This window comes from Xanthobacter autotrophicus (genome assembly GCF_005871085.1).
Lineage (GTDB): Bacteria > Pseudomonadota > Alphaproteobacteria > Rhizobiales > Xanthobacteraceae > Xanthobacter > Xanthobacter autotrophicus.
Genome location: NZ_VAUP01000037.1, coordinates 188790 through 210631 on the forward strand (window position 1 = coordinate 188790; position 21842 = coordinate 210631).

At 68.1% G+C, this 21842-nt stretch carries 18 protein-coding genes; 6 read left to right on the forward strand and 12 right to left on the reverse strand.

Annotation, left to right across the window (positions count from 1 at the left end; translation table 11 throughout):
• Positions 1–71: 71 nt before the first annotated feature.
• Complete coding sequence (locus FBQ73_RS18655; protein WP_138400992.1) at positions 72–647, forward strand: protease inhibitor Inh/omp19 family protein; 576 nt, start codon at positions 72–74, stop codon at positions 645–647.
• Here FBQ73_RS18655 and bluB read toward each other — a convergent pair.
• The 6 genes from bluB to FBQ73_RS18685 form a co-directional block, all read right to left on the reverse strand.
• On the reverse strand, positions 637–1317 hold the full coding sequence (gene bluB, locus FBQ73_RS18660) for a 5,6-dimethylbenzimidazole synthase (RefSeq protein ID WP_138400993.1): 681 nt from the start codon (positions 1315–1317) through the stop codon (positions 637–639). The two genes, FBQ73_RS18655 and bluB, sit on opposite strands and share 11 nt — an antisense overlap.
• A gap of 88 nt (positions 1318–1405) precedes the next feature.
• Positions 1406–2899 (reverse strand): glycerol kinase GlpK, encoded by a 1494-nt coding sequence (gene glpK, locus FBQ73_RS18665; protein WP_138400994.1) that lies wholly within the window; start codon positions 2897–2899, stop codon positions 1406–1408.
• A gap of 23 nt (positions 2900–2922) precedes the next feature.
• Positions 2923–4428 (reverse strand): glycerol-3-phosphate dehydrogenase, encoded by a 1506-nt coding sequence (gene glpD, locus FBQ73_RS18670; protein ID WP_138400995.1) that lies wholly within the window; start codon positions 4426–4428, stop codon positions 2923–2925.
• A gap of 148 nt (positions 4429–4576) precedes the next feature.
• Positions 4577–5338, reverse strand: coding sequence for an SDR family NAD(P)-dependent oxidoreductase (locus FBQ73_RS18675; RefSeq protein WP_138400996.1), 762 nt, complete (start codon positions 5336–5338; stop codon positions 4577–4579).
• A gap of 44 nt (positions 5339–5382) precedes the next feature.
• Entirely contained in the window at positions 5383–7038 is a 1656-nt protein-coding gene (locus tag FBQ73_RS18680) for an acyl-CoA synthetase (protein WP_138400997.1), read from the reverse strand.
• Between the two features lie 68 nt (positions 7039–7106).
• Positions 7107–8015, reverse strand: coding sequence for an IclR family transcriptional regulator (locus tag FBQ73_RS18685; RefSeq protein WP_138400998.1), 909 nt, complete (start codon positions 8013–8015; stop codon positions 7107–7109).
• A 194-nt stretch (positions 8016–8209) separates the two neighbouring features.
• Between FBQ73_RS18685 and FBQ73_RS18690 the strand changes: the two genes are divergently transcribed.
• Both FBQ73_RS18690 and FBQ73_RS18695 read left to right on the forward strand, forming a co-directional pair.
• Entirely contained in the window at positions 8210–9229 is a 1020-nt protein-coding gene (locus tag FBQ73_RS18690; RefSeq protein WP_138400999.1) for a TRAP transporter substrate-binding protein, read from the forward strand.
• Positions 9230–9431: 202 nt separating this feature from the next.
• The gene (locus tag FBQ73_RS18695) at positions 9432–11291 is read left to right on the forward strand and encodes a TRAP transporter large permease (protein WP_138401000.1); all 1860 of its coding nucleotides are present in this window, start codon (positions 9432–9434) and stop codon (positions 11289–11291) included.
• Positions 11292–11337: 46 nt separating this feature from the next.
• Here FBQ73_RS18695 and FBQ73_RS18700 read toward each other — a convergent pair whose 3' ends face one another.
• The 4 genes from FBQ73_RS18700 to FBQ73_RS18715 are packed head-to-tail and all read right to left on the reverse strand — an operon-like array spanning position 11338 to position 14759.
• Complete coding sequence (locus FBQ73_RS18700; RefSeq protein WP_138401001.1) at positions 11338–12312, reverse strand: HEAT repeat domain-containing protein; 975 nt, start codon at positions 12310–12312, stop codon at positions 11338–11340.
• 8 nt (positions 12313–12320) lie between these two features.
• Positions 12321–12554 carry a 4Fe-4S dicluster domain-containing protein gene (locus FBQ73_RS18705; protein WP_012114793.1) on the reverse strand — a complete coding sequence of 78 codons (234 nt, stop codon included), beginning with the start codon at positions 12552–12554 and terminating at the stop codon, positions 12321–12323.
• Positions 12555–12588: 34 nt separating this feature from the next.
• The gene (locus tag FBQ73_RS18710) at positions 12589–14325 is read right to left on the reverse strand and encodes a fumarate reductase/succinate dehydrogenase flavoprotein subunit (RefSeq protein WP_138401002.1); all 1737 of its coding nucleotides are present in this window, start codon (positions 14323–14325) and stop codon (positions 12589–12591) included.
• Positions 14322–14759, reverse strand: coding sequence for a gamma-butyrobetaine hydroxylase-like domain-containing protein (locus FBQ73_RS18715; RefSeq protein ID WP_246089775.1), 438 nt, complete (start codon positions 14757–14759; stop codon positions 14322–14324). Before FBQ73_RS18715 ends, FBQ73_RS18710 begins: the two co-directional genes overlap by 4 nt.
• A 208-nt stretch (positions 14760–14967) precedes the next feature.
• On the opposite strand from FBQ73_RS18715, the gene FBQ73_RS18720 reads away from it, so the two are divergent.
• The gene (locus FBQ73_RS18720; RefSeq protein ID WP_138401003.1) at positions 14968–16071 is read left to right on the forward strand and encodes an NAD(P)/FAD-dependent oxidoreductase; all 1104 of its coding nucleotides are present in this window, start codon (positions 14968–14970) and stop codon (positions 16069–16071) included.
• Positions 16072–16124: 53 nt separating this feature from the next.
• On the opposite strand, the gene typA is transcribed toward FBQ73_RS18720, so the two are convergent.
• Entirely contained in the window at positions 16125–17954 is a 1830-nt protein-coding gene (gene typA, locus FBQ73_RS18725; RefSeq protein WP_138401004.1) for a translational GTPase TypA, read from the reverse strand.
• A 209-nt stretch (positions 17955–18163) separates the two neighbouring features.
• Here typA and FBQ73_RS18730 point away from each other — a divergent pair, with 209 nt between their 5' ends.
• Both FBQ73_RS18730 and FBQ73_RS18735 read left to right on the forward strand, forming a co-directional pair.
• Positions 18164–18601, forward strand: coding sequence for a potassium channel family protein (locus FBQ73_RS18730; RefSeq protein WP_138401005.1), 438 nt, complete (start codon positions 18164–18166; stop codon positions 18599–18601).
• A 48-nt stretch (positions 18602–18649) separates the two neighbouring features.
• Positions 18650–20011: a PP2C family protein-serine/threonine phosphatase gene (locus FBQ73_RS18735; protein WP_138401006.1), complete on the forward strand. Its 1362-nt coding sequence runs from the start codon at positions 18650–18652 to the stop codon at positions 20009–20011.
• A gap of 17 nt (positions 20012–20028) precedes the next feature.
• On the opposite strand, the gene FBQ73_RS18740 is transcribed toward FBQ73_RS18735, so the two are convergent.
• A complete protein-coding gene (locus FBQ73_RS18740; protein ID WP_138401007.1) occupies positions 20029–21840 on the reverse strand; it encodes an AMP-dependent synthetase/ligase in 1812 nt (603 codons plus the stop codon).
• Positions 21841–21842: the final 2 nt, after the last annotated feature.

A 21842-nucleotide genomic window follows, 5' to 3' on the forward strand; every position in this document is an offset into this window, starting at 1 on the left:
CGGGCTTTTCCGCAGGTGGCGGAGGCTTGGGAGACGCGCTAGGGTTTGCGGGCACGTCCGGAGTGCGTTGAATGAAGGTGGTTCAGGTATCGGCGGCCCTGTCGCTGACCCTTGGTGCATTGGCACTCGGCGGTTGCAGCACAGAGCTCGACGGCTTCGGGGCGAAGCCGTCCGCCGTGGCGAGCAATCGGGTTCTGACGGCGCCCACCGGATCGGTGGAGAGCGCGCCGGCGCCCGCGAACGTCTCGGCCTCCACGGCGGAGACCGCTACCGGCGCGATCACGCCGCGCTCCACCGCCTCCAACGTGCCCCTCACCCCGCCCGCGGCCAACCCCGGCGGCACCGCCTATGCGGCGAGCCCGGCGCAGGGCCAGCTGTCCGGTGCCTGGACCTTCACCTGGGACGACGGGCGCAATTCCTGCCCGCTCAAGCTCAGCACCGATCGCGGCCTTTCCGGCCTCTCGGCCCAGGCCGACGTGTCCTGCCCCAGCGAGATCTTCATGACCAAGGGCTGGGACATGATGGGCTCGGACATCGTGCTGCAGAACCATCAGGGCAAGGTCACCGCCCGGCTCCAGCCGTCCGGCCCCAACCGCTATGTGGGCCTCATCTCCGAGAGCAACCAGCAGGTCTCTCTCAGCCGCTGACGGGGATCTTCTCCCGTTCGCCGAAGCGCTCCTCGAACACCAGGTCCTCCAGCGTCAGCCTTTTGCGCCAGCCCGCCCGCTCAAGGTCCGGTGTGTGGGCGAATCCCTCCACATAGCCCACGCACAGCAGTGCGATGGGCACGATGTGGTCGGGAATGGCGAGGATGCGGTGCAGGTCCGCAAGGGCGAGGATCGAGACCCAGCCCACGCCCAGATTCTCCACCCGCGCCGCCAGCCAGATATTCTGCACCGCGCAGACGGTGGAATAGATGTCCATCTCGCTCTGGTGGGTGCGACCCAGCACCACCGGTCCGGCGCGCTCGCGCTCGCAGGTGACGCACAGCAGAAGCGGCGCCTCGCGCAGCCCTTCGAGCTTGAGCGAACGGTAGAGATCGGCCCGCTCGCCCTCGAACATGGCGGCGGCCTCCGCATTGGCGCGGGTGAAGGCGGCGTGCAGCGCCTCCTTGGTGGCGCTCTCGCGGATGACGATGAAATTCCACGGCTGCAGGAACCCCACCGAGGGCGCCGCATGGCCCGCCGCCAGCACGCGGGCGAGCACATCGGGCGGCACCGGATCGGGCCGGAAATTGCGCCGCACGTCCCGCCGCTCGCGGATGCAGCGGTAGATGGCGGCGCGCTCTTCCGGCGAGAAGCTGTCGTCCTCTCTCATCCGGGCGCCCTCCCCTTCTTGGCTTCGCGGCATTCGAAGGCGCGCGTTCGCCATTGATAGCCAGTGGGCGCCCAAGCAGGCTCCAAGGTCAATCCCTGCCGACAAGGCAGTCCACGGCGGCGCGCCAGGCCGCGAGCCGGCCGGCGCGCACCTCGGCCGGCATGGCGGGCACGAACCGCCGCTCCAGCCGCCAGCTTTGCGCGAAGATATCCGGCGGCGGGAAGAAGCCGCACTGAAGCCCGGCGAGATAGGCGGCGCCCAGCACCGTGGTCTCCGTCTCCGCCGGGCGATCCACCGGCGCGCCGAGGAGGTCGGCGAGACGCTGCATGGTGAAGTCGGAGGCCGACATGCCGCCATCCACCCGCAGCACAGTGGCACCGCCCTGCCCCGGCCAGTCCGCGTGCATGGCGTCGATGAGATCGCAGGTCTGGAAGCACACCGCCTCCAGCGCCGCCCGCGCCAGCTCGGCCGGCCCGGTGGCACGGGTGAGGCCGAACAGGGCCCCGCGCACCTGTGGCCGCCAATAGGGCGCGCCGAGGCCCACGAACGCCGGCACCAGAATCACGTCCTGCGCCTCATCCGCCTCGGCGGCGAGACGGTCGCTCTCGGCGGCATGGGAGATCATCTTCAGCCCGTCGCGCAGCCATTGCACCGCCGCGCCGGCCACAAAGATGGAGCCTTCCAGCGCATAGGTGCGCCGCCCGTCGATCTGGTAGGCGATGGTGGTGATGAGGCGATGGCGCGAGGCAACCGGCGTTGCGCCCGTGTTCAGCAAGGCGAAGCATCCGGTGCCGTAGGTGGATTTCACCATGCCGGGCTGGAAGCACGCCTGCCCCACCATGGCGGCCTGCTGGTCACCCGCCATGCCGCGGATGGGGATCGGGGCGCCGAACAGCGCCGGATCGGTGACGCCGAACTCGGCCGCGCAGTCGCGCACCTGTGGCAGCAGCGCGCGGGGCACGCCGAAGAGGGCCAGCAGATCGTCGTCCCAGGCGCCTTTATGGATATCGAACAGCATGGTGCGGGACGCGTTGGTGGCGTCGGTGGCATGCACCCGTCCGCCGGTGAGGCGGAACAGGAGGAAGCTGTCCACCGTGCCGAAGGCCAGTTCGCCCCGCTCCGCCCGCGCGCGAGCATTCGGTACGGCGTCAAGGATGTGGGCGATCTTGGTGGCGGAGAAATAGGGATCGATGAGCAGGCCGGTGCGGGCGTGGACCAGCGCGCCATGGCCTTCACCCTCAAGGCGGGCGCAGGTGTCCGCCGTGCGCCGGTCCTGCCAGACGATGGCACGGTGGATGGCGCGGCCGGTGGCGCGATCCCACACCAGCGTCGTCTCGCGCTGGTTGGTGATGCCGATGGCGGCGATGTCGGATGCACCCGCCCCCGCCTGCCGTAACACTGCGCGGCAGCAGGTGAGAACCGTATTCCAGATGTCCTCCGCCTCCTGCTCCACCGCGCCGGAGGCCGGAAAATGCTGGGGCAGCTCCTCCTGCGCCAGCGCCGCGATGGTGCCGTCGCGCCGCACCAGCAGGGCGCGCGAGGAGGTGGTGCCCTGGTCGATGGCGAGGATATAGGCGGCCAAAGGTTCCTCCCGGATTTTTGCTTTTACAGGCCACCGCGCCGAGCGGCCATGTAGGCGTCGAGAGCCCGTGCTTCCTCATGGCAGGTCCGCAGGCCGAGCTTGGAGCGGCGCCACAGCACGTCCTCGGCGGTGACTGCCCATTCCTGGTCCATCAGCCAGTCCACCTCGCGGCGGCACAGATGGGCGCCGAACCAGTCGCCAAGGTCGTCCTCATGCATCACGCCCTCCAGCAGGCGGAAGCTGGACGTTCCATAAGCGCGCGCGAGGCGCTTGAGCAGGGCCGGATCGAGGGAGGGGAAGGTGCGGCGCAGGCTTTTCAGCAGATGCTCGAACCCCTCCCGCGGGAAATCCCCGCCCGGCAGCGGCACCTTGCCCGTAAAGGCCGGACCCAGCGTAGGCAAATGCGGCGCAAGCCGCGTCAGCGCGGCATCTGCGAGGCGTCGATAAGTGGTGATCTTGCCGCCGAACACGGACAGAAGCGGCGCCTCGCCCTCCGGCGCGTCGAGGGCCAGCACATAGTCGCGGGTGGCCTCCTGGGCCTTGCCCGCACCGTCGTCATAGAGCGCGCGCACGCCGCTATAGGCCCACACCACCTGCTCCGGCGCCACGGAGGCCGCGAAATACTCGCTCGCCGCCGCGCACAGATAGACCACCTCCTCGGGGCTCGCCGCCACGTCCTCCGGCCGACCGGAATAGTCGAGGTCGGTGGTGCCGATGAGGGTGAAATCGCCCTCGTAGGGGATGGCGAACACGATGCGCCCGTCCGCATTCTGGAACAGGTAGCAGCGATCGTGCGCGAACAGGCGGTGCACCACGATGTGGCTGCCCTTGACGAGGCGCAGGCGGGCGCGGGCATTCACCTTCAGCACGTCCAGCATCTGCCCGGCCCAGGGGCCGGCGGCATCCACCAGCGCATGGGCGCGCACTCTCTGCCGCCCAGCCGCCCCTTCCGCTTCGATCTCCCACAGGCCATCGACGCGATGCGCGCTTACCACCCTGGTGCGTGGGCGGATGGAGGCGCCCCGGTCCGCCGCATCGCGGGCGTTGAGCACCACGAGGCGGGCATCGTCCACCCAGCAGTCGGAATATTCGAATGCGGTGCGAAGGCCGGGGCACAGCGGCAAACCGGCGGCATCGTGTCGGAGGTCCAGCGTTCGGGTGGGCGACAGCAGGCGGCGGCCGCCCATATGGTCATAGAGAAACAGGCCCAGCCGCAGCATCCACACCGGGCGCAGGCCGGCATGATGCGGCAGCACGAAGCGCAGCGGCCAGATGATGTGCGGGGCGATGCCCCACAGCACCTCGCGCTCGGCCAGCGCCTCCCGCACCAGGCGGAACGCATAATGTTCCAGGTAGCGCAGCCCGCCATGGATGAGCTTGGTGGAGGCCGACGAGGTGCCGGAAGCGAGGTCCGCCTGCTCGAACAGCACCACCGACAGGCCGCGCCCCGCCGCATCGCGGGCAATGCCGGCGCCATTGATGCCGCCGCCGATGATGGCGAGGTCGAAGACGCGCGTGGTTTCCTCCATCCCCGCCTCCACCCCCGGTCTCCCGGCTGCACATCACGACGCCAGACTCACCGCCCCATCCCGCCAGACGATGCCGCGCCGGGCGGCGGCGTCAACTGGGGCATGACGCGTATCCCGGCCCAGCGACGGCGCAGCCGGAGCGCCGGACCTAAAGCCCGATCAACCCGCCGGCGGTGAAGCCGCCGTCCACATTCAGGGTCTGCCCGGTGATGAAGGAGGACTTGGTCTCGTCCAGCAGGAAGGCGATGCCGCCGGAGACCTCGGAGGGCACCGCATAGCGGCGCATGGGCACGGTCTTCATCCAGCCGGCACGGGCTTCCGCCGTGTGCATCGCCTTCACCATGGGCGTCTCGATGGGGCCGGGGGCGATGCCGTTCACGCGGATGTTGAAGGGCGCGAACTCCACCGCGAGGATCTGCGTCAGCACCAGTACGCCGCCCTTGGAGGCGCCATAGGCCGAGCGTCCGAGATTGCCCCTGATGCCCGAGACCGAGGCGATGTTGACGATGGCGCCGCCGCCATTCTCCTTCATCACCCGCGCCGCCTCCCGCGCCACTAGGAAGGTGCCGACGAGGTTCACGTCGAGGATCTCGCGGAACAGCGCCACCGAGGTGTCCAGCGCCGGCACGTCGCGGGCGATGCCGGCGGAATTCACCACGCCCCACAGCGGGCCGAACTCCCCTTGGGTGCGGGTGACGAGGTCTACCACCTGCGCCTCATCGGAAATGTCGGCCAGTTCGACGCGCACGCGGTCGCCGTGCCCGGCAAGCTGTGCCCGCGCCTGCTCCACCGCCACTGCATCGACATCGGCCGCGACCACGCGCCAGCCTTCTGTCAGAAGCGCCTCCACCGCGGCGAGGCCGATGCCCGAGGCGCCTCCCGTCACGATCACGCTTCGCGTCCTGCTCATCATGTCTCTCCCTTGGGGCTTTGTTTCCGGTGCCGCGGCGCGCTTCAGGCGGAGCGGGTGGCGGGCGGCGGCTCCAGCAGGCCGCGTTCGGCCAAGGCCTCACGCACCATCTTCTTGGTGATCTTGCCGTAGGCGGATTTCGGCAGCGCGTCCCAGAAATGGACGCGGCGGGGCATCTTGTAGCGGGCGACCTTGCCGTCGAGGAACGCGATCAGCTCGTCCTCGGCGAGGCTCGCGCCCTCGCGCAGCACGCACACCGCCACCCCCACCTCGCCCCACATGGGATCGGGCACGCCGAGGATGGCCACCTCCGCCACCGCCGGATGGGTGAGCACCTTTTCCTCCACCTCACGCGGATAGACGTTGGAGCCGCCAGAAATGTACATGTCGGAGGCGCGGCCGGTGATGTAGACGAAGCCCTCGTTATCCATGTGGCCGAGGTCGCCGGTGCGGAACCAGCCGTCGCGGAACGCCTTCGCGTTGGCTTCCGCGTTGTCGAAATAGCCGGCGAACACGGCAGGGCCGCAGACGCAGATTTCCCCGGTCTCGAAGGGCTGTACCTCCTCGCCCGCGTCATTCTGGATCTGGACCTGGATTCCCGTGCGCTCGAAGCCGCAGGTGCCGAGCTTCACGTTGGGACCATCCTCGGGATCATGCAGGGCCGGCGGCAGCACGGTGATGTTGCCCGTGACCTCGCCCAGTCCGAAATACTGCACCAGCACCTTGCCCAGCGCCTTCAGCGCCCGCTTCTGGTCCTCCCGATACATGGGCGCGCCAGCATAAATGACATAGCGCAGGGAGGAATGGTCGTAAGTGTTCACCGAGGGGTGCTCGGCCAGAAGCTTGGTGATGGTGGGCACGGTGAACATGTTGGTGACGCGCCACTCTTCCACCAGCCGCCACGCATCGGCGGCGTCGAACTTCTCGGACGGCAAAAGGATGGTCTTCACCGCCCGCGCCACCTGCACCAGTTGGTGCACCCCCGCCCCGTGGGACAGCGGAGCCACCACCAGCGAGGCGTCGGCCTGGGTGGTGCCGGGCATCAGGTCGCACAAATGGTTGGTGATGACGAAGGCCATCTGGCCGTGGGTAAGCACGGCCGCCTTGGGCCGCCCGGTGGTGCCGGAGGTGAAGAAGAACCAGCACGGGTCGTCGTGCTCCACGTCCGCCACCTTGGCCTTTTCCCCGAGGCGGGCGGCCACGAGGTCGGCATAGTCCGGCCCGAAATCGGCGGCGCCGATGGCGATCACCGCCGCGACGGACGGCGCCTCGGCCAGTACCGCAGGCACGTGCTCGGGGAAATCGGCATGGCAGATCATCAACCGCGCCCCCGAGGCGGAGGCGAGATAGGCCACCTCCCCCGGCGTCTGGCGGAAATTGGTGGGTACCCAAACCGCGCCGATGCGGAAGGCGGCGAACATGCTCTCGAACATTTCAAGGCAGTTCTTGGACTGCACCAGGATGCGATCACCCTTGCCCACCCCGCGATGGGAAAGCTCCGCCGCCATGGCATCCACCCGCGCTTCCATCTCGCCCCAGGTGACGGTGCGGGCGCCGTCCACGAAGCCGATCTCGCCGGGGAAGCGTCGCGCCGCCTGGCGCAGCACATGGGACAGGTTCATCACCCGCCGGCTGGAGCGGGCGACGCCGCCCTTGGGGGCGATGGCGGCGGATGGCGTTTCGACAGGCTCAGGGGACATGGATCACTCCGGGCGGGAGGCGCGCGCAGGGCGCGCATGGAAAGACAAGGACCTGGGGGCGGGCGCCATCACGGCCCGGCGTTGGCGATGGTGCGCCCATGGGGATGCGCGGCGGCGGATGGCTCGGCGGCCGGGCGATGGCCGAGGGCGGCTTCCAGCGCCTGCGCCTCGCGCTTCAGCAGGGGCACCAGCTCCGCCTGCCGCTCGGGCGAAAGCCGGCTTTCGATGGCGGCGAGCGACAGCGCGCCCAAGGGGCGCCCATCCGGCCCCAGCACCGGCACGGCGATGCCCCAGGAGCCGGCGACATAGAGGCCGGGATTGAGCGCGTAGCCTCGGCCCCGGGCGTCGGCCACCTGGGCGCGCAGCACCTCGACCCCATAGCCGGGATAATGGCTTTCCAGCGCCTGCGCATTGGCGGCGAGCATGCGCTCCACCTCGGCGTCGGGAAAAGCGGCGAGCAGGGCGAGGCCGCCGGCGCCGATGCCCAGCGGATGCCGGTCGCCGGCCTGGAGCACGTGGGTGCGGATGGGCCAGGTGCCCTCCTCCCGGTGCAGGCACACGCTGAAGGCGCCGCGCGGTACGGAGAGGAAGGCGCAGTCGCCGCTGGTGCGGGCGATGCGGGCGAGGCCGTCGAGGGCGAGCGCGTGGATGCCGAAGCGGGTGCCGGCGAGGGTACCGAGCACATAGGCTTCCGGCCCCACATGATAGCGCCGCGTCACCTCGTCCTGGTCGAGCAGGCCGGTGCGCACCAGCGCCAGCAGCACCCGCCGCACGGTGGGCTTGGGCAGGCCGCTCACCCGCACCAGATCGGACAGCCGCGCGCCTTCGGGAGCCGAACGGCCCACCGTCAGAAGCAGCGCCACCGCGCGCTCGATGCTCTGTGTTCCCCCACCCGCGGCTTCGCCGGCGGATAAGCCGCCGACGCCGTCCGGCTCAGGGCCGGGCCGGACGGCGGAGGGCTTGTGTGCCCGTCCCACGCGCTCTCCCATGATCCAACATATGGACCTAGTTCTTGATATGATTGAGATCGCCGCAGCGCAGCGTCTTCAGGAACCATAATGGGCTTGCGAAAATCCCACAAGCGGGCCAGCATGGGCCGCAGGGATTTGAGGTCCATATAATGGACCCATCAGGAAACCGGTCCGAATGGACCGCAGGAGGAGCAGCCAGCATGATGTTGACCCGTCGCACCCTTTTCAAGGCCGGCGCGGCCGGAGCCCTTGCGGGCGGCGTGTTCGCCCCCTTCGTCGCGCGGGCGCAGAGCGCGGAATTCTCCTACAAGTACGCCAACAACCTGCCGGTCACGCACCCCATGAACGTGCGCGCGGGCGAGATGGCGGACAAGATCAAGGCCGAAACCCAGGGCCGCGTCGAGATCAAGGTGTTTCCCTCCAGCCAGCTCGGTGGCGACACCGACATGCTGAGCCAGCTGCGCTCGGGCGGCATCGAGTTCTTCACCCTCTCCCCGCTCATCCTCTCCACCCTGATCCCGAACGCCTCGGTGAGCGGCATCGGCTTCGCCTTCCCGGACTACGCCACCGTGTGGAAGGCCATGGACGGCGATCTCGGCGCCTATGTGCGCGGCCAGATCTCCAAGGCCGGCATCATCGCCATGGACAAGATCTGGGACAACGGCTTCCGCCAGATCACCACCTCCACAAAGCCCATCGAGACCGCCGCAGACCTCAAGGGCCTGAAGATCCGCGTGCCGGTGTCGCCGCTGTGGACCTCCATGTTCCGGGCCTTCGACAGCGCCCCCGCGAGCCTCAACTTCGCCGAGGTCTACACCGCGCTCCAGACCCGCACCGTGGACGCGCAGGAAAACCCGCTCGCCATCATCGCCACGGCGAAGCTCTACGAGGTGCAGAAATACTGCTCCATCACCAACCACATGTGGGACGGCTTCTGGTTCCTGGCCAACCGCCGCGCCTTCGAGCGCCTGCCGGACGATTTGCGCGCCATCGTGGCGAAGAACATCAACGCCGCCGGCCTCATGGAGCGCGAGGACGTGCTGGTGCTCAACGGCAACCTGCGCAAGGAGCTGAGCGAAAAGGGCCTCGCCTTCAACGAGCCCAAGGTGGACAGTTTCCGCGACCAGCTGCGCAAGGCCGGCTTCTATGCCGAGTGGAAGGGCAAGTTCGGCGACGAGGCGTGGACCATCCTCGAGAGTTACACCGGCAAGCTGTCCTGAAGGCGGCGGCCCTTCTCCCCAAGGGCCGCCCGACCCCGTCCAAGGCCTCCCCCGGACCCTGGATCCCCCAAACCGCGGCGGCTGAGTGGACGCCCGGGGCCAATCGGGGCAAGACATCCCAGCATCACGCGCAGAAACGCACGCCGCCGGGGCGATCCAGGGCGGACGCGCGCCCTTTGAATACCGTAACGGAACCCGCGCCATGGCCTCCGCCGACGACCTCCTGCCCCTCGCTGCCGGGACCGACGCGCGTCGCGTCGGCTCGCGCTTCATGCGTCCGGTGGAGGCCCTCGCCGCGGTGCTGCTCGTGGTGGTGGTCGGCCTGCTGCTGGCCGGCGCGCTCTCGCGCTATCTGCTGGCGCTGCCCATCATCTGGGGCGACGAGGTCGCCTCCATCTGCTTCATCTGGCTCGCCATGCTGGGCTCGGTCATCGCCATCGACCGCAACGAGCACCTGCGCCTGACCCTGTTTCTCGGCCTGCTGCCGCGCGATGCGCGGCGCTTCGTGGATACGCTGGCGCTGCTGCTGGTCGCGGCCCTGCTGCTGGCGCTGGCCTATCCCGCCTACGACTATGCGTCAGAGGAGAGCTTCATCACCCTGCCCGCTCTCGGCATTCCCGGCAGCGTGCGTGCCGCCGCCCTGCCGGTGGGCATCTGCGCCATGGCGGCGCTGGCCGTGGCCTCGGCGGTCAGACGCTCCACGGTGCGCGACCTTGCCGTCGCGCTCGGCGTCATCGCCCTGGTGGTGGCGGCGCTGTGGATCGCAAGCCCGGCCCTGATGAAGGCCGGCAACGCGGCCATCGTCATCTGCCTCGTGGGCTTCGTGGTGGTGGCGCTGGCCGCCGGCGTGCCCATCGCCTTCTGCTTCGGCATCGGCACCGCCTCCTATCTCGCCTTCGCCACCCGCGTGCCGCTCATCGTGATGATCGGGCGCATGGACGAGGGCATGTCCAGCCTCATCCTCCTGTCGGTTCCGGTGTTCGTGCTGCTCGGCTGCATCCTCGATCACACCGGCATGGGCAAGGCGATCGTGGATTTCCTCGCCTCCCTGCTTGGCCATGTGAAGGCCGGCATGTCCTATGTGCTGCTCGGCTCGCTGTTCGTGGTTTCTGGCATTTCCGGCTCCAAAGTCTCCGACATGGCAACCGTGGCCCCGGCCCTGTTCCCGGAGATGAAGCGGCGCGGCCATAAGCCGAGGGAGATGATCGCTCTGCTCGCCACCGGCGCCGCCATGGCCGATACGGTGCCCCCCTCCATCGTGCTGATCGTGCTGGGCTCGGTGGCGGGCGTGTCCATCGCGGCCCTGTTCACCTCGGGCTTCGTGGTGGCCATGGTGCTGCTGGCGGTGCTCGCCGCCCTGGCGCGCCTGAAGGCGCGGGACGAGGACATGACCGGCGTCACCCGCCCCACCGCCGGCGTGATCTGGCGCACCCTTCTGGTGGCCGCGCCGGCGCTGGTGCTGCCTTTCCTCATCCGCAGTGCGGTGTCGGGAGGCGTCGCCACCGCCACCGAGGTATCCACCATCGCCGTGGTCTATGCGCTGTTCGTGGGCATGGTGCTTTATGGCGGCATCTCGGCGCGCACCTTCTACCGCATGCTGGTGGAGACGGCGGCCCTCACCGGGGCCATCCTCGTCATCCTCGCCTGCGCGGTGGCCATGGCCTGGGCCATCACCCAGGCGGGCATCGCCAACGAGCTCGCCAGCCTGATGGCCGCCTTGCCCGGCGGCTGGATCGGCTTCATGGCGGTGAGCATCGTGGTGTTCCTGGTGCTGGGCTGCATCCTGGAGGGCCTGCCGGCCATCGTGCTCATGGCGCCGCTGATGTACCCCATCGCCCGCAAGCTCGGGATCAACGACGTGCACTATTCCATGGTCATCGTCACGGCCATGAACATCGGGCTGATGACACCGCCCATCGGCATCGGCTTCTTCCTCGCCTGCAAGATCGGCAATGTCTCGCCCGACGAGGCCATCGGCGCCATCTGGCCCTATCTGGTCGCGCTGTTCGCCGGGCTGGTGCTGGTGGCGGCGGTGCCGTGGATCTCCATCGGCATGCTGTGAGGGATGGATCGCCGGGCGCGGGTTTCAGCCGCGCCCGGCGATCCTGTCAGGCCGCGGCCTGACAGCGCTCCAGCGCCCAGCGCACCAGCTTGCGCACGTCCGGGTCCGGATCGTCGAAGGCGGCTTCCAGCGCGGCCACGGCGGCTGGATCGGCGATCTCGCCCAGGGCGGCGGCGGCTTCCTTGCGCACGTTGCTCGAGCCGTGAGCCAGCGCCTCCGCCACCACCGGAACAGCGGTGCGGGCCTTGAGCTTGCCCAGCGCATTCACCGCCTTGGCCTGCACCTGCCAGCTGTCGTCATTGGCCGCCGCCATCAGCGGATCCACCGCCTCCGGCAGCCTGGCCTTGCCGATGGAAAAGGCGGCTTCCTCGCGCACCTGCCAATGGGCATCCTTCAGCCCGGCGACGAGGGCGGGCACGCCCGGCGTGCCACTGCGCACGAACACCAGGGCCGCCATCACCGCCCGGCGCACCGCCGGCTCGGGATCGGTGGCCGCCAGCAGCAGCGCGGGCAACGCCGCATCGGCCTTCAGATAGCCGAGCACGCCCAGCGCCTCGCGCCGCACGGCCATGTCGGAATCGGAAAGCGCCGAAAGCGCCACCGGCATCGCGGCGGGATCCTGCATGTCGCGCAGGGCCCGGAGCGCTGCGGCACGCACGAAGGCGGCCTGCGGCCCGGCATGCTCCTGCGCCCGCTCGATGAGGCGCGGCGCGGAGCCGGGCTCCTTCTTGTCGGCGAGGCTCTCGATGGCGGCGAGGCGCACCGCCTCCACCGCATCATCCAGCGCCGCAATCAGGCCGAGGGCGGCGGGAAGGCCGGAATGCTCGTCGAGGGCCTTGGCGGCAGCCTCTCGCACGCCGGCGTCCTCGTCCTTCAGGCCGGCGAGCAGCAGCTCCACCGCCTGCGGATCCACGCTCTCGGCGAGGTTGAGCATGGCGACGCGGCGGATGCCGGGATCGGCGTCGCGGGCGCGCTCCGCCACGGCGTCCATGTCGTCGTCGAAATCATCGAACAGGGCCATGGCTCACCTCAGCGCAGGAGATAGGGGATTTCGACCTTCACCGCCCCGGTGGGGCAGTCCACCTCGCACGGCATGCAATACCAGCACTCGTCATACTTCATGTGCGCCTTGCCGGAGGCCGGGTTGATGGCGAGCACGTCGAGGGGGCACACGTCGATGCAGACGCGGCAGCCCTTCTCGGCGATGCATTTCTCGTCGTCGACCGTGACCGGCACGGAGGTGGGGTGGTTGGCGAATGGCATGGGGGCAGGCTCCGAATTCTTGAATTCTGTGAGGTCACTCGGCGGCCAGCGCCGGGGTGCGCAGCTGGTGGTAGGCGCCCATCTCCTCCTCGGGGATGTCGACCACGTAAGGGTCCACGGCGCGCTTCTTATGGGCCATGCGACCCATCTCGTCCTTGTAGAGCAGCGTGTGGCAGAACCAGTTTTCGTTGTCGGTGGCCGGGTGATCCACCCGCCAGTGGTAAAGGCCCCAGCGGCTTTCGGTGCGGTAGAGCGAGGCGGCGGCGGCCATGTCGGCGCAATCGAGGATGGATTGCAGCTCCAGCGCCCGCATCAATTCATGGGGATCCTTCACGCATAGCGCGTTGAGGTCCTCGCGGATCTCGGCGAAGCGCGCCTGGGCGATCTTGTACTTGGCCGTAACCTTCGGCGGCTGGAGATAATCATTCACCAGGCGGCGGGTCTTGAACTCCATCTCGTGGGGGGTCAGGCCATCGTCGCGGCGGGTGGGGGCGAGCACGCGCTCCTGCTCGCGGGCCACATCGGCTTCGTCATAGGCCGGCAGGTCGGTGGAGGCGCAGTAATCGGCGGCGTCCTGACCGGCGATGCTGCCATTCACGAAGGCGCCGAGCATGTAATTGTGCGGCACGCTTGCCATGTCGCCGGCGGCGTAAAGACCATCCACGGTGGTGCGGGCATTCTCGTCCACCCACACGCCCGAGGCCGAATGGCCGGAGCAGAAGCCGATCTCGGAGATGTGCATCTCCACCATCTTCTCGCGGTAGTTGGTGCCGCGATTTTCGTGGAAGCGCCCGCGCGAGGGCCGCTCGTTGGAGTGCAGGATGGTCTCGATCTCGGAGATGGTCTCCTCGGCGAGATGCGTCATGTTGAGGAAGACCGGGCCGTTGCCACTCTGGAGCTCGGAATAGAATTCCTTCATCATCTGGCCGGACCAGTAATCGCACTCGATGAAGCGCTCACCCTTGTTGTTGGCGGTGTATCCGCCGAACGGACCGGTGACATAGGCGCAGGCCGGGCCGTTGTAATCCTTGATCAAAGGGTTGATCTGGTAGCACTCGAGGTTCGCGAGGCCCGCGCCCGCATGATAGGCCATGGCATAGCCATCGCCGCAATTGGCCGGGTTCTCATAGGTGCCGAACAGATAGCCGGAGGACGGAAGGCCGAGCCGCCCGGCGGCGCCGCAGGCGAGGATGACCGACTTGGCGCGCACCACCAGGAATTCCCCGGTGCGGGTGTTCACCCCCATGGCGCCGGCGATGCGGCCGTCCGGGGCGTTCAGCAGGCGGGTGGCCATGTAGCGGTTGGTCACCAGCACCTGGTGCTTGCGCAGCTGGCGATAGAGCGCCTTCTTGACGTGGTGGCCCTCCGGCATGGGCAGCACATAGGTGCCCATGTGATGGACCTTGCGGACATTGTATTCGCCGGAGCCATCCTTCTCGAACTTCACGCCGATGGAATCCAGATACTGGATCATCGGGTAGGAGCCGGTGGCATAGGCCATCACCGCCTTCTGGTGGACGATGCCGTCATTGGCGACGGTGATCTCCTTCACATATTGCTCGGGGGTGGCGTAGCCGGGGATGACGGCGTTGTTCAGCCCGTCCATGCCCATGGAGACCGCGCCGGAGCGCTTCACATTGGCCTTCTCCATCAGCACGACCTTGAGGCCGGGATTCTTCTCCTTGGCCTTGATGGCGGCCATGGGGCCACCAGTGCCGCCGCCGATGACGAGGATGTCGGTTTCGACGATCTCGGTCTTGATCTCGCTCATGGTTTTACCTCTGGAAGGTCGGGGCCGGCCGCTTCCGCCGCGAGGGCGGCGAGATAGGCGAAGGGATAGACCCCGCGCGCATGGCCGTCGGAGAAGGATAAATTGAGCCCGTGCGCCCCGAACGGGGCCACATGGGTGAGGGTGACGCCGGCAAAGTCGGCGGAAAACGTTCCCCGCGCCCGATCGGCGACGCAGGCCGCGCAGCGGCAAGCGGCGCGGAGGGTGGGGGCGCTGAGGGCGGTGCGGACAGCCGGAGTGCTGAGAGCGGCGCGCAGCGCTGGAACGCCGAGACTGGGGTGCTGCGCCGGGTCCACCTCCGGCCCGCCGGCAAAGGCGAGGTGGAGGTGACGCCGATCGCGATCGAGGCGGATTTCCTCGATATCGGGAAAAGGCTCCGACGGCGCCGGAAGGGGCTTGGGGGCAGACGTCATCATGGGAGCGATTGGACATCGCGGCCGCCCCAGCCGATAGCAACTAGTTGCTGGCTGGAGCACTTCCAGGGAGGCCCGGCAGGCCCTCCGATGATGCCCCGCCTCGGACATTCAGGCCCCACACGGCGGTGCCGGCAGGCCGAGCCCCGGGGTACTCCCCACCGCCTGCGCCTGCGCTATGGTGGCCGCCGCAGCAACGGGCGAATCCCTCATGGATCAGGTGGAAGCCATCGTCATCGGCGCCGGCGTGGTCGGCCTCGCCATCGCCCGCGCGCTGGCTCTTGCCGGTCGCGAGGTAGTTCTGGTCGAGGCGGCCGGGGCCATCGGCACCGGCATTTCCGCGCGCAATTCCGAGGTCATCCATGCCGGCATCTATTACGAGCCGGGAAGCCTGAAGGCCGAACTGTGCGTGAAGGGGCGCGCCGCCCTCTATGCCTTCTGCAAAAGCCATGGGGTCGGCCATTCCCGCATCGGCAAGCTCATCGTCGCCGCCAGCGCGGACGAGAGGGCCTATCTGGAAAAGCTCGCCGCCCATGGCGCAGCCAACGGGGTGGACGACCTTGAGATGCTGGACGGCGCCGCCGCGCGGGCGCTGGAGCCAATGCTGGATGTGCATGCCGCCTTGTACTCGCCCTCCACCGGTATCGTGGATTCCCACGGCCTGATGCTGGCCCTGCAAGGCGACATGGAGGCCGCCGGCGGCGTGCTTGCCCTCGGCGCGCCCTTCGCCGGGGCGAAGCCGGGGCCAGAGGGGCTGACGGTGCGCACGGGCGGTGACGCGCCCTTGGTGCTGGGCTGCCGCCTGCTGGTGAATGCCGCCGGCCTCGATGCGCCGGACCTCGCCCGCCGGATCGACGGCATGCCGGCCCACCTCGTGCCCGAGCAGACGCTGGCCAAGGGCAATTATTTCACCTGCGGGCGCAAGGTGCCGTTCAGCCGCCTCATCTATCCGGTACCGGAGCCGGGCGGGCTCGGCACCCACCTCACCCTCGATCTCGGCGGACAGGGACGGTTCGGGCCGGACGTGGAGTGGGTGACGCAGCGGGACTATCAGGTCGACCCGGCCCGCAAGGCCGCCATGATGGCCTCCATCCGCCGCTACTGGCCGGATGTGCGGGAGGAAGACCTCGCCCCCGGCTATGCCGGCATCCGCCCCAAGATCCCCGGGCCAGACGGCGGGCCGCAGGATTTCGTCATCCAGGGGCCGGCGGTGCACGGCATCGCCGGGCTGGTGAACCTGTTCGGCATCGAATCGCCCGGCCTCACCAGCTGCCTCGCCATCGCCGACACGGTGCTCGCGATAGCCAAAAAATAAGGGCCGCCCCGAAGGACGGCCCTCAAAATCAGCAGCGCTGGATCGATCCGGCCTCAGGCCAGCTCGGTCTCCTTCTTGCGCTCTTCGCGCTTGCGCTCGTTGGGATCGAGGTAGCGCTTGCGCAGGCGGATGGACTTGGGGGTCACCTCCACCAGCTCGTCGTCCTGGATCCAGGCCAGCGCGCGCTCCAGCGTCATGCGGATCGGCGGGGTCAGGCGCACCGCCTCATCCTTGGAGGTGGTGCGGATGTTGGTGAGCTTCTTGCCCTTGAGCACGTTCACTTCCAGGTCGTTGTCCCGGTTGTGGATGCCCACCAGCATGCCCTGGTACACCTTCCAGCCCGGCTCGATGATCATCGGGCCACGGTCTTCGAGGTTCCACAGGGCATAGGCCACCGCCTCGCCCTGCTCGTTGGAGATGAGCACGCCGTTCACGCGGCCGGCGATCTCACCCTTGTAGGGGGCGTATTCGTGGAACAGCCGGTTCATGATGGCGGTGCCGCGGGTGTCGGTCAGCAGCTCCGACTGGTAGCCGATGAGGCCACGGGTGGGGGCGTAGAACACCAGGCGCTGGCGGTTGCCGCCGGAGGGGCGCATCTCCACCATCTCGGCGCGGCGCTCGCTCATCTTCTGCACGACGGTGCCGGAATATTCCTCGTCCACGTCGATGAGGACTTCCTCGATGGGCTCCAGCGCCTGGCCGGTGGCCTCATCCTTCTGGAACACCACGCGGGGACGCGACACGGCCAGCTCGAAGCCCTCGCGGCGCATGGTCTCGATCAGCACCGCGAGCTGCAGTTCGCCACGGCCGGAGACGAAGAAGGAATCCTTCTCGGTGGATTCCTCGATCTTGAGCGCCACGTTGCCTTCCGCCTCGCGCAACAGGCGGTCGCGGATGACGCGGCTCGTCACCTTGTCGCCCTCGGTGCCGGCCAGCGGCGAGTCGTTCACGATGAAGGTCATGGTGACGGTGGGCGGATCGATGGGCTGGGCCGCCAGCGGCTCGGTCACTTCGAGCGCGCAGAAGGTGTCGGCCACCGTGCCCTTGGAGAGACCGGCGATGGCGATGATGTCGCCCTGCACGCCTTCCTCGATGGGCTGGCGCTCAATGCCGCGGAAGGCGAGGATCTTGGAAACGCGGCCCTGCTCCACCAGCGAGCCGTCCTGCGCCAGCACCTTGATGGGCTGGTTCGGCTTGATGGAGCCGGAGGTGATGCGCCCGGTGATCATGCGGCCGAGGAAGGGGTTGGCTTCCAGCAGCGTGCCGATCATGCGGAACGGGCCGTCATCCACGGTGGGCTCGGGCACGTGCTTCAGCACCAGGTCGAACAGGGGCGCCATGCCCTGGTCGGAGGGGCCTTCCGGGCTCTCGGCCATCCAGCCGTTGCGGCCCGAACCGTAGAGGATGGGGAAGTCGAGCTGCTCGTCGGTGGCGTCCAGCGCGGCGAACAGGTCGAACACCTCGTTCACCACTTCCGTGATGCGGGCGTCGGAGCGGTCCACCTTGTTGATGGCCACGATGGGCTTCAGCCCCACCTTCAGCGCCTTGCCCACCACGAACTTGGTCTGGGGCATGGGGCCCTCGGCGGCGTCCACCAGCACGATGGCGCCGTCCACCATGTTCAGGATGCGCTCCACCTCGCCGCCGAAGTCGGCGTGGCCGGGGGTGTCCACGATGTTGATGCGCGTGTCCTTCCAGACCACCGAGGTGGCCTTGGCGAGGATGGTGATGCCGCGCTCCTTTTCCAGATCGTTGGAATCCATCACGCGCTCTGCGACGCGCTGGTTCTCGCGGTAGGAGCCCGACTGCTTGAGCAACTCGTCCACCAGCGTGGTCTTGCCGTGGTCGACGTGGGCGATGATGGCGATGTTGCGAAGCTTCATGGTCGTCCAGCACGAAAACGCGGGTCCGAATAACTCGGGCCCGCCGGGAAAGGGATTATTGCGGCGCAAAATACACACAAACCGATCAAGATCAATGCGCGCTGCCGAAACCGGCCGGAATTGGCGCGCGTCTCTTGCCCGCACGCCGGCTCTGGGCTTGAGAAAAAGCGGTGCGATGGACAAGCGAGCCTGAGCGGGAGAATGGCGCCGTGTATTGGTTCCTGGACGGAGAGTTCCTGGTCGGTGGGCTGGTCAGCGTCGCTACCATCACCATCCAGGCGCTGGTGACCGTGCTCGTCATCAAGATCGGGCGCATCTCCGCACGCCATTTGTCCCCCCGCCGAAGGATCGTGACCCTGATCATCATCATGGGTGCGTCGGGGACGCTGCTCATGCTCGCGCATTTCATGGAAGTGGCGGTCTGGGCCGCCTTGTATGAGCTGGTGGGCGTGAGCCAGGACAAGGATGCCTATTATTTCGCCTTCGTGAATTTCACCACCCTGGGCTACGGCGACATCCTGCCCGAGCACCGGTGGCGGGTGCTCGCGCCCATCACGGCGGCGAACGGCATGCTGCTGTTCGGCTGGTCCACGGCGGTGCTGTTCGCGGTGCTGTCGCGGGCGCTGCGCATCCTGCGTTTGGGCTAAGGCCGCCGGCCGGACCTGGGCTATAGTGGTCGCGCCCAAGGAAAACCCATGCCACCACTGACGTTACGACAGGATGAGGTGCTCCGCCTCGATCCGGACGAGGTTAAAGCCGCGACAGCCGTGATGGCGCGGCATCCCTATTTTGCCGACTTCCCGCTCTCCGTGCTGGCCGCCCTCATCGCCGGCGGCGAGAAGATGATGGTGCCGCCGGGCACCCGCCTCATCCAGCGGGGTGACACCGATACCTTCGCGCTCCTGGTGGTGGAGGGCACGGCGATGGTCACCATCGATACCCCCTATGCCCATGTGGAGCTGGCCCATCTGTCGGCACCAGCGGTGATCGGCGAGATCGCGGCCTTCACCGGCGTCGCCCGCACCGCCCATGTGGATGCCGCCACCGAACTCACCGCCGTCCGGCTCTCGGCCGAGGCGCTGGAGGCGGCGGGCCGCGCCCATCCCGCCCTGCTCTCGGCGGTGATGCGCCAGTTCGGCAGCCGGTTCGAGACCTTCAACCGCGTCTTCGGCTTCTACGCCAATGCGCTCAATGCGCTGGAACGCCGCGAGTTCGACCTGAAGCTGCTGGACGACCTGCGCAATCCCTTGCCCGAGCTGGTGGATTTCTCCCACTCCTTCCGCCGCCTGGCCGAGGCCATCATGACGCGGGTGGCGGAGCGCCGCGAGATGGCCAATGCCGTGGCGATCCAGCGTTCCATGCTGCCGGCTCCCCTCGCCCCGGATCTGCTCGGCGGGCGCGCCGACATCGCCGCCGCCATGCGCCCCGCCAAGGATGTGGGCGGCGATTTCTACGATTATTTTCTCATCGATGCCCGCCATCTGGTGGTCAGCCTCGGCGACGTGGCCGGCAAGGGCACCCCCGCTGCCTTGTTCATGAGCGCCACCCAGACCGCCCTGCGCATGGTGCTGCGGCGGGAGGCGGACCTCTCCGCCGCGGTGGCCACCGTGAACGACCTTCTGTGCGCCACCAACGGGGAGGACATGTTCGTCACCCTGTTCTGCGCCGTGATCGACCTTGAGAGCGGCGATCTCACCTACTGCAATTGCGGCCACACCGACGCGATGATCCTGCGCGCGGACGGCGCCATCGAGCGGCCGGCCGCCACCGGCATGGCCCTCGCCATTCTGGAGGGAACGAAGCCGCGCGCCGTCACCGACCGCCTTGCCCCGGGCGACCGGCTGTTCCTGTTCTCCGACGGGCTGACGGATGCCATCAACCCGGACGAAATCTCCTTCGGCGACGCGCGGCTGGAAGCGGCGGCGCTGCGCGCTTTGCCCCTGCCGGCCGACGCTTTTCTCGCCACATTGCTGGACGCCGCCGCCGCGCATTCAGGCACGGCGCCGCAATTCGACGACATGACCGCGCTGTCCGTCACGTTCACGCCCGTGGCGTGAAGGGCGGCTTACGGCGGTCAAGCCGTCGCGTAGAGGCTTTCGATCTCCGCCGCATACTTCTTCTGGATGTTGGAGCGCCGCACCTTCATCGTCGCGGTCACCTCGTCATCATCATGATCCAGCTCCTTGGTGAGGAGGTGGAAGCGCCGGATGTGGGACACCTGCGCCAGCTGCGCGTTGGCCTTCGCCACCTCGCCCTCGATGAGGGCCCGCACCCTGGGGTTTTCCGCGAGATTGCGGAAATTGGTGTAGGAAACCGCATTCTCCTCGGCCCATTTGCCCACCGTCTCGAAATCGATCTGGATGAGCGCCGAGACATATTTGCGCGCCTCGCCGATGACGATGCATTCCTTGATGAAGGCGCTGCCCTTGGCCACGTTCTCGATCTCGGACGGGCTCAAATTCTTGCCCCCGGCGGTGATCATGATGTCCTTCAGGCGATCGACGATCTTCACCTGACCATCCACGAACTCCACCACGTCGCCGGTGTGGAGCCAGCCGTCGCGCAGGGCGCTCGCGGTGGCGTCTTCGCTCTTGTAATAGCCGGCGAACACGATGCCGCCCTTCACCAGCAACTCGCCGTGATCGCCGCGGGCAAGGCTCACCCCCTCCGCCGCCGGTCCCACGCAGCCGGGCACGAGGTCGGACAGGCGCTGCCCGGTAACCATGCCGCTGGTCTCGGTGGCGCCATAGACCTCGATGAGCGGCACGCCGATGGTGCGAAAGAAGCGCACGATGTGGGGCGAGATGGGCGCCGCCCCCGTCATGGCCACCTTCACCTTGCCGAGGCCGATGAAATTCTGCAGCGCCCGGAAGAACAGCAGCCAGCCGAGGAAGAACACCGCCCGCTGATACAGCGTCCTTTTCTCCGGGGCGGTCTCGGCGAAGGGCTGGCACGCCGCCATCAGGCGCTCGAACAGGGCGCGGCGCACCCCGCCCGCCTCCAGCATCTTGATGTAGATGGAGGCGTGCAGCTTCTCCCAGATGCGCGGCACGCCGAGGAACATGCTCGGCGCCACCTCGCGCAGGTCCTCCTGGATGGTGCGGATGGACTCGCCGAAATTCACCTGCGAGCCGAGATAGAGCGGCGTCATGGTGGTGAGCATCTGCTCGGCCACATGGCACAGGGGCAGGTAGGAGACGTGGGTGGTATCGGCATCGAGCCCCAGCCGCTCGGCGATGCCGATGGCCTGGGCCCGCAGGTTCGCGTAGGTGAGCATGGCCCCCTTCGGCTTGCCGGTGGAACCGGAGGTGTAGATCATCAGCGCGATGTCGGTGAGGGACTGGCGCGCCAGCACCTCCTCGACGAGGCCGGGATGGGCTTGGCCGTGCCGCTCGCCTTCCGCCACGAGGTCGTCGAACGACAGCACGGTGCCGGGCGCATAGGCCCGCAGGCCCTTCCGCTCCATCACCACGATGGACTTGAGCAGCGGCAATTCGGTCCGCCGCTCCAGCACCTTGTCCACCTGCTCCTGGTCCTCGCACACCACGATCTGGGTATCCGAATGGCCGAGCACATAGGCCACCTCATTGGCCGGGCTGGTGGGATAGACTCCCACCGTCACCGCCCCCACGAGGCCGGCACCGAGCTGGGCCAGCACCCATTCGATGCGGTTTTCCGAGAGCACCGCCACATGCCCGCCCTCGCCGAGCCCGAGGGCGCGCAGGCCGTGGCCGACAGCGGCGGCGCGCGCGAAATAGTCCTGGAACGAGACCGGGTTCCAGATGCCGAAATCCTTCTGGCGGATCGCGGTACGCTCGCCCTGCTGCCGGGCGTGGAGGCGCAGCATCTGCGGCAGGGTCAGGTCGGGGAAATGGGGTGCGGTCATCT

Excerpts from the sequence above, each read along its gene's own strand:
- FBQ73_RS18695 (WP_138401000.1), top strand. The coding sequence starts at position 9,432 with ATGGCCTCCGCCGACGACCTCCTGCCCCTCGCTGCCGGGACCGACGCG.
- FBQ73_RS18740 (WP_138401007.1), bottom strand. The coding sequence starts at position 21,840 with ATGACCGCACCCCATTTCCCCGACCTGACCCTGCCGCAGATGCTGCGC.
- glpD (WP_138400995.1), bottom strand. The coding sequence starts at position 4,428 with ATGGAGGAAACCACGCGCGTCTTCGACCTCGCCATCATCGGCGGCGGC.
- FBQ73_RS18720 (WP_138401003.1), top strand. The coding sequence starts at position 14,968 with ATGGATCAGGTGGAAGCCATCGTCATCGGCGCCGGCGTGGTCGGCCTC.
- FBQ73_RS18690 (WP_138400999.1), top strand. The coding sequence starts at position 8,210 with ATGATGTTGACCCGTCGCACCCTTTTCAAGGCCGGCGCGGCCGGAGCC.
- FBQ73_RS18735 (WP_138401006.1), top strand. The coding sequence starts at position 18,650 with ATGCCACCACTGACGTTACGACAGGATGAGGTGCTCCGCCTCGATCCG.
- FBQ73_RS18715 (WP_246089775.1), bottom strand. The coding sequence starts at position 14,759 with ATGATGACGTCTGCCCCCAAGCCCCTTCCGGCGCCGTCGGAGCCTTTT.
- FBQ73_RS18705 (WP_012114793.1), bottom strand. The coding sequence starts at position 12,554 with ATGCCATTCGCCAACCACCCCACCTCCGTGCCGGTCACGGTCGACGAC.
- FBQ73_RS18680 (WP_138400997.1), bottom strand. The coding sequence starts at position 7,038 with ATGTCCCCTGAGCCTGTCGAAACGCCATCCGCCGCCATCGCCCCCAAG.
- bluB (WP_138400993.1), bottom strand. The coding sequence starts at position 1,317 with ATGAGAGAGGACGACAGCTTCTCGCCGGAAGAGCGCGCCGCCATCTAC.
- FBQ73_RS18675 (WP_138400996.1), bottom strand. The coding sequence starts at position 5,338 with ATGAGCAGGACGCGAAGCGTGATCGTGACGGGAGGCGCCTCGGGCATC.
- FBQ73_RS18700 (WP_138401001.1), bottom strand. The coding sequence starts at position 12,312 with ATGGCCCTGTTCGATGATTTCGACGACGACATGGACGCCGTGGCGGAG.
- typA (WP_138401004.1), bottom strand. The coding sequence starts at position 17,954 with ATGAAGCTTCGCAACATCGCCATCATCGCCCACGTCGACCACGGCAAG.
- FBQ73_RS18710 (WP_138401002.1), bottom strand. The coding sequence starts at position 14,325 with ATGAGCGAGATCAAGACCGAGATCGTCGAAACCGACATCCTCGTCATC.
- FBQ73_RS18655 (WP_138400992.1), top strand. The coding sequence starts at position 72 with ATGAAGGTGGTTCAGGTATCGGCGGCCCTGTCGCTGACCCTTGGTGCA.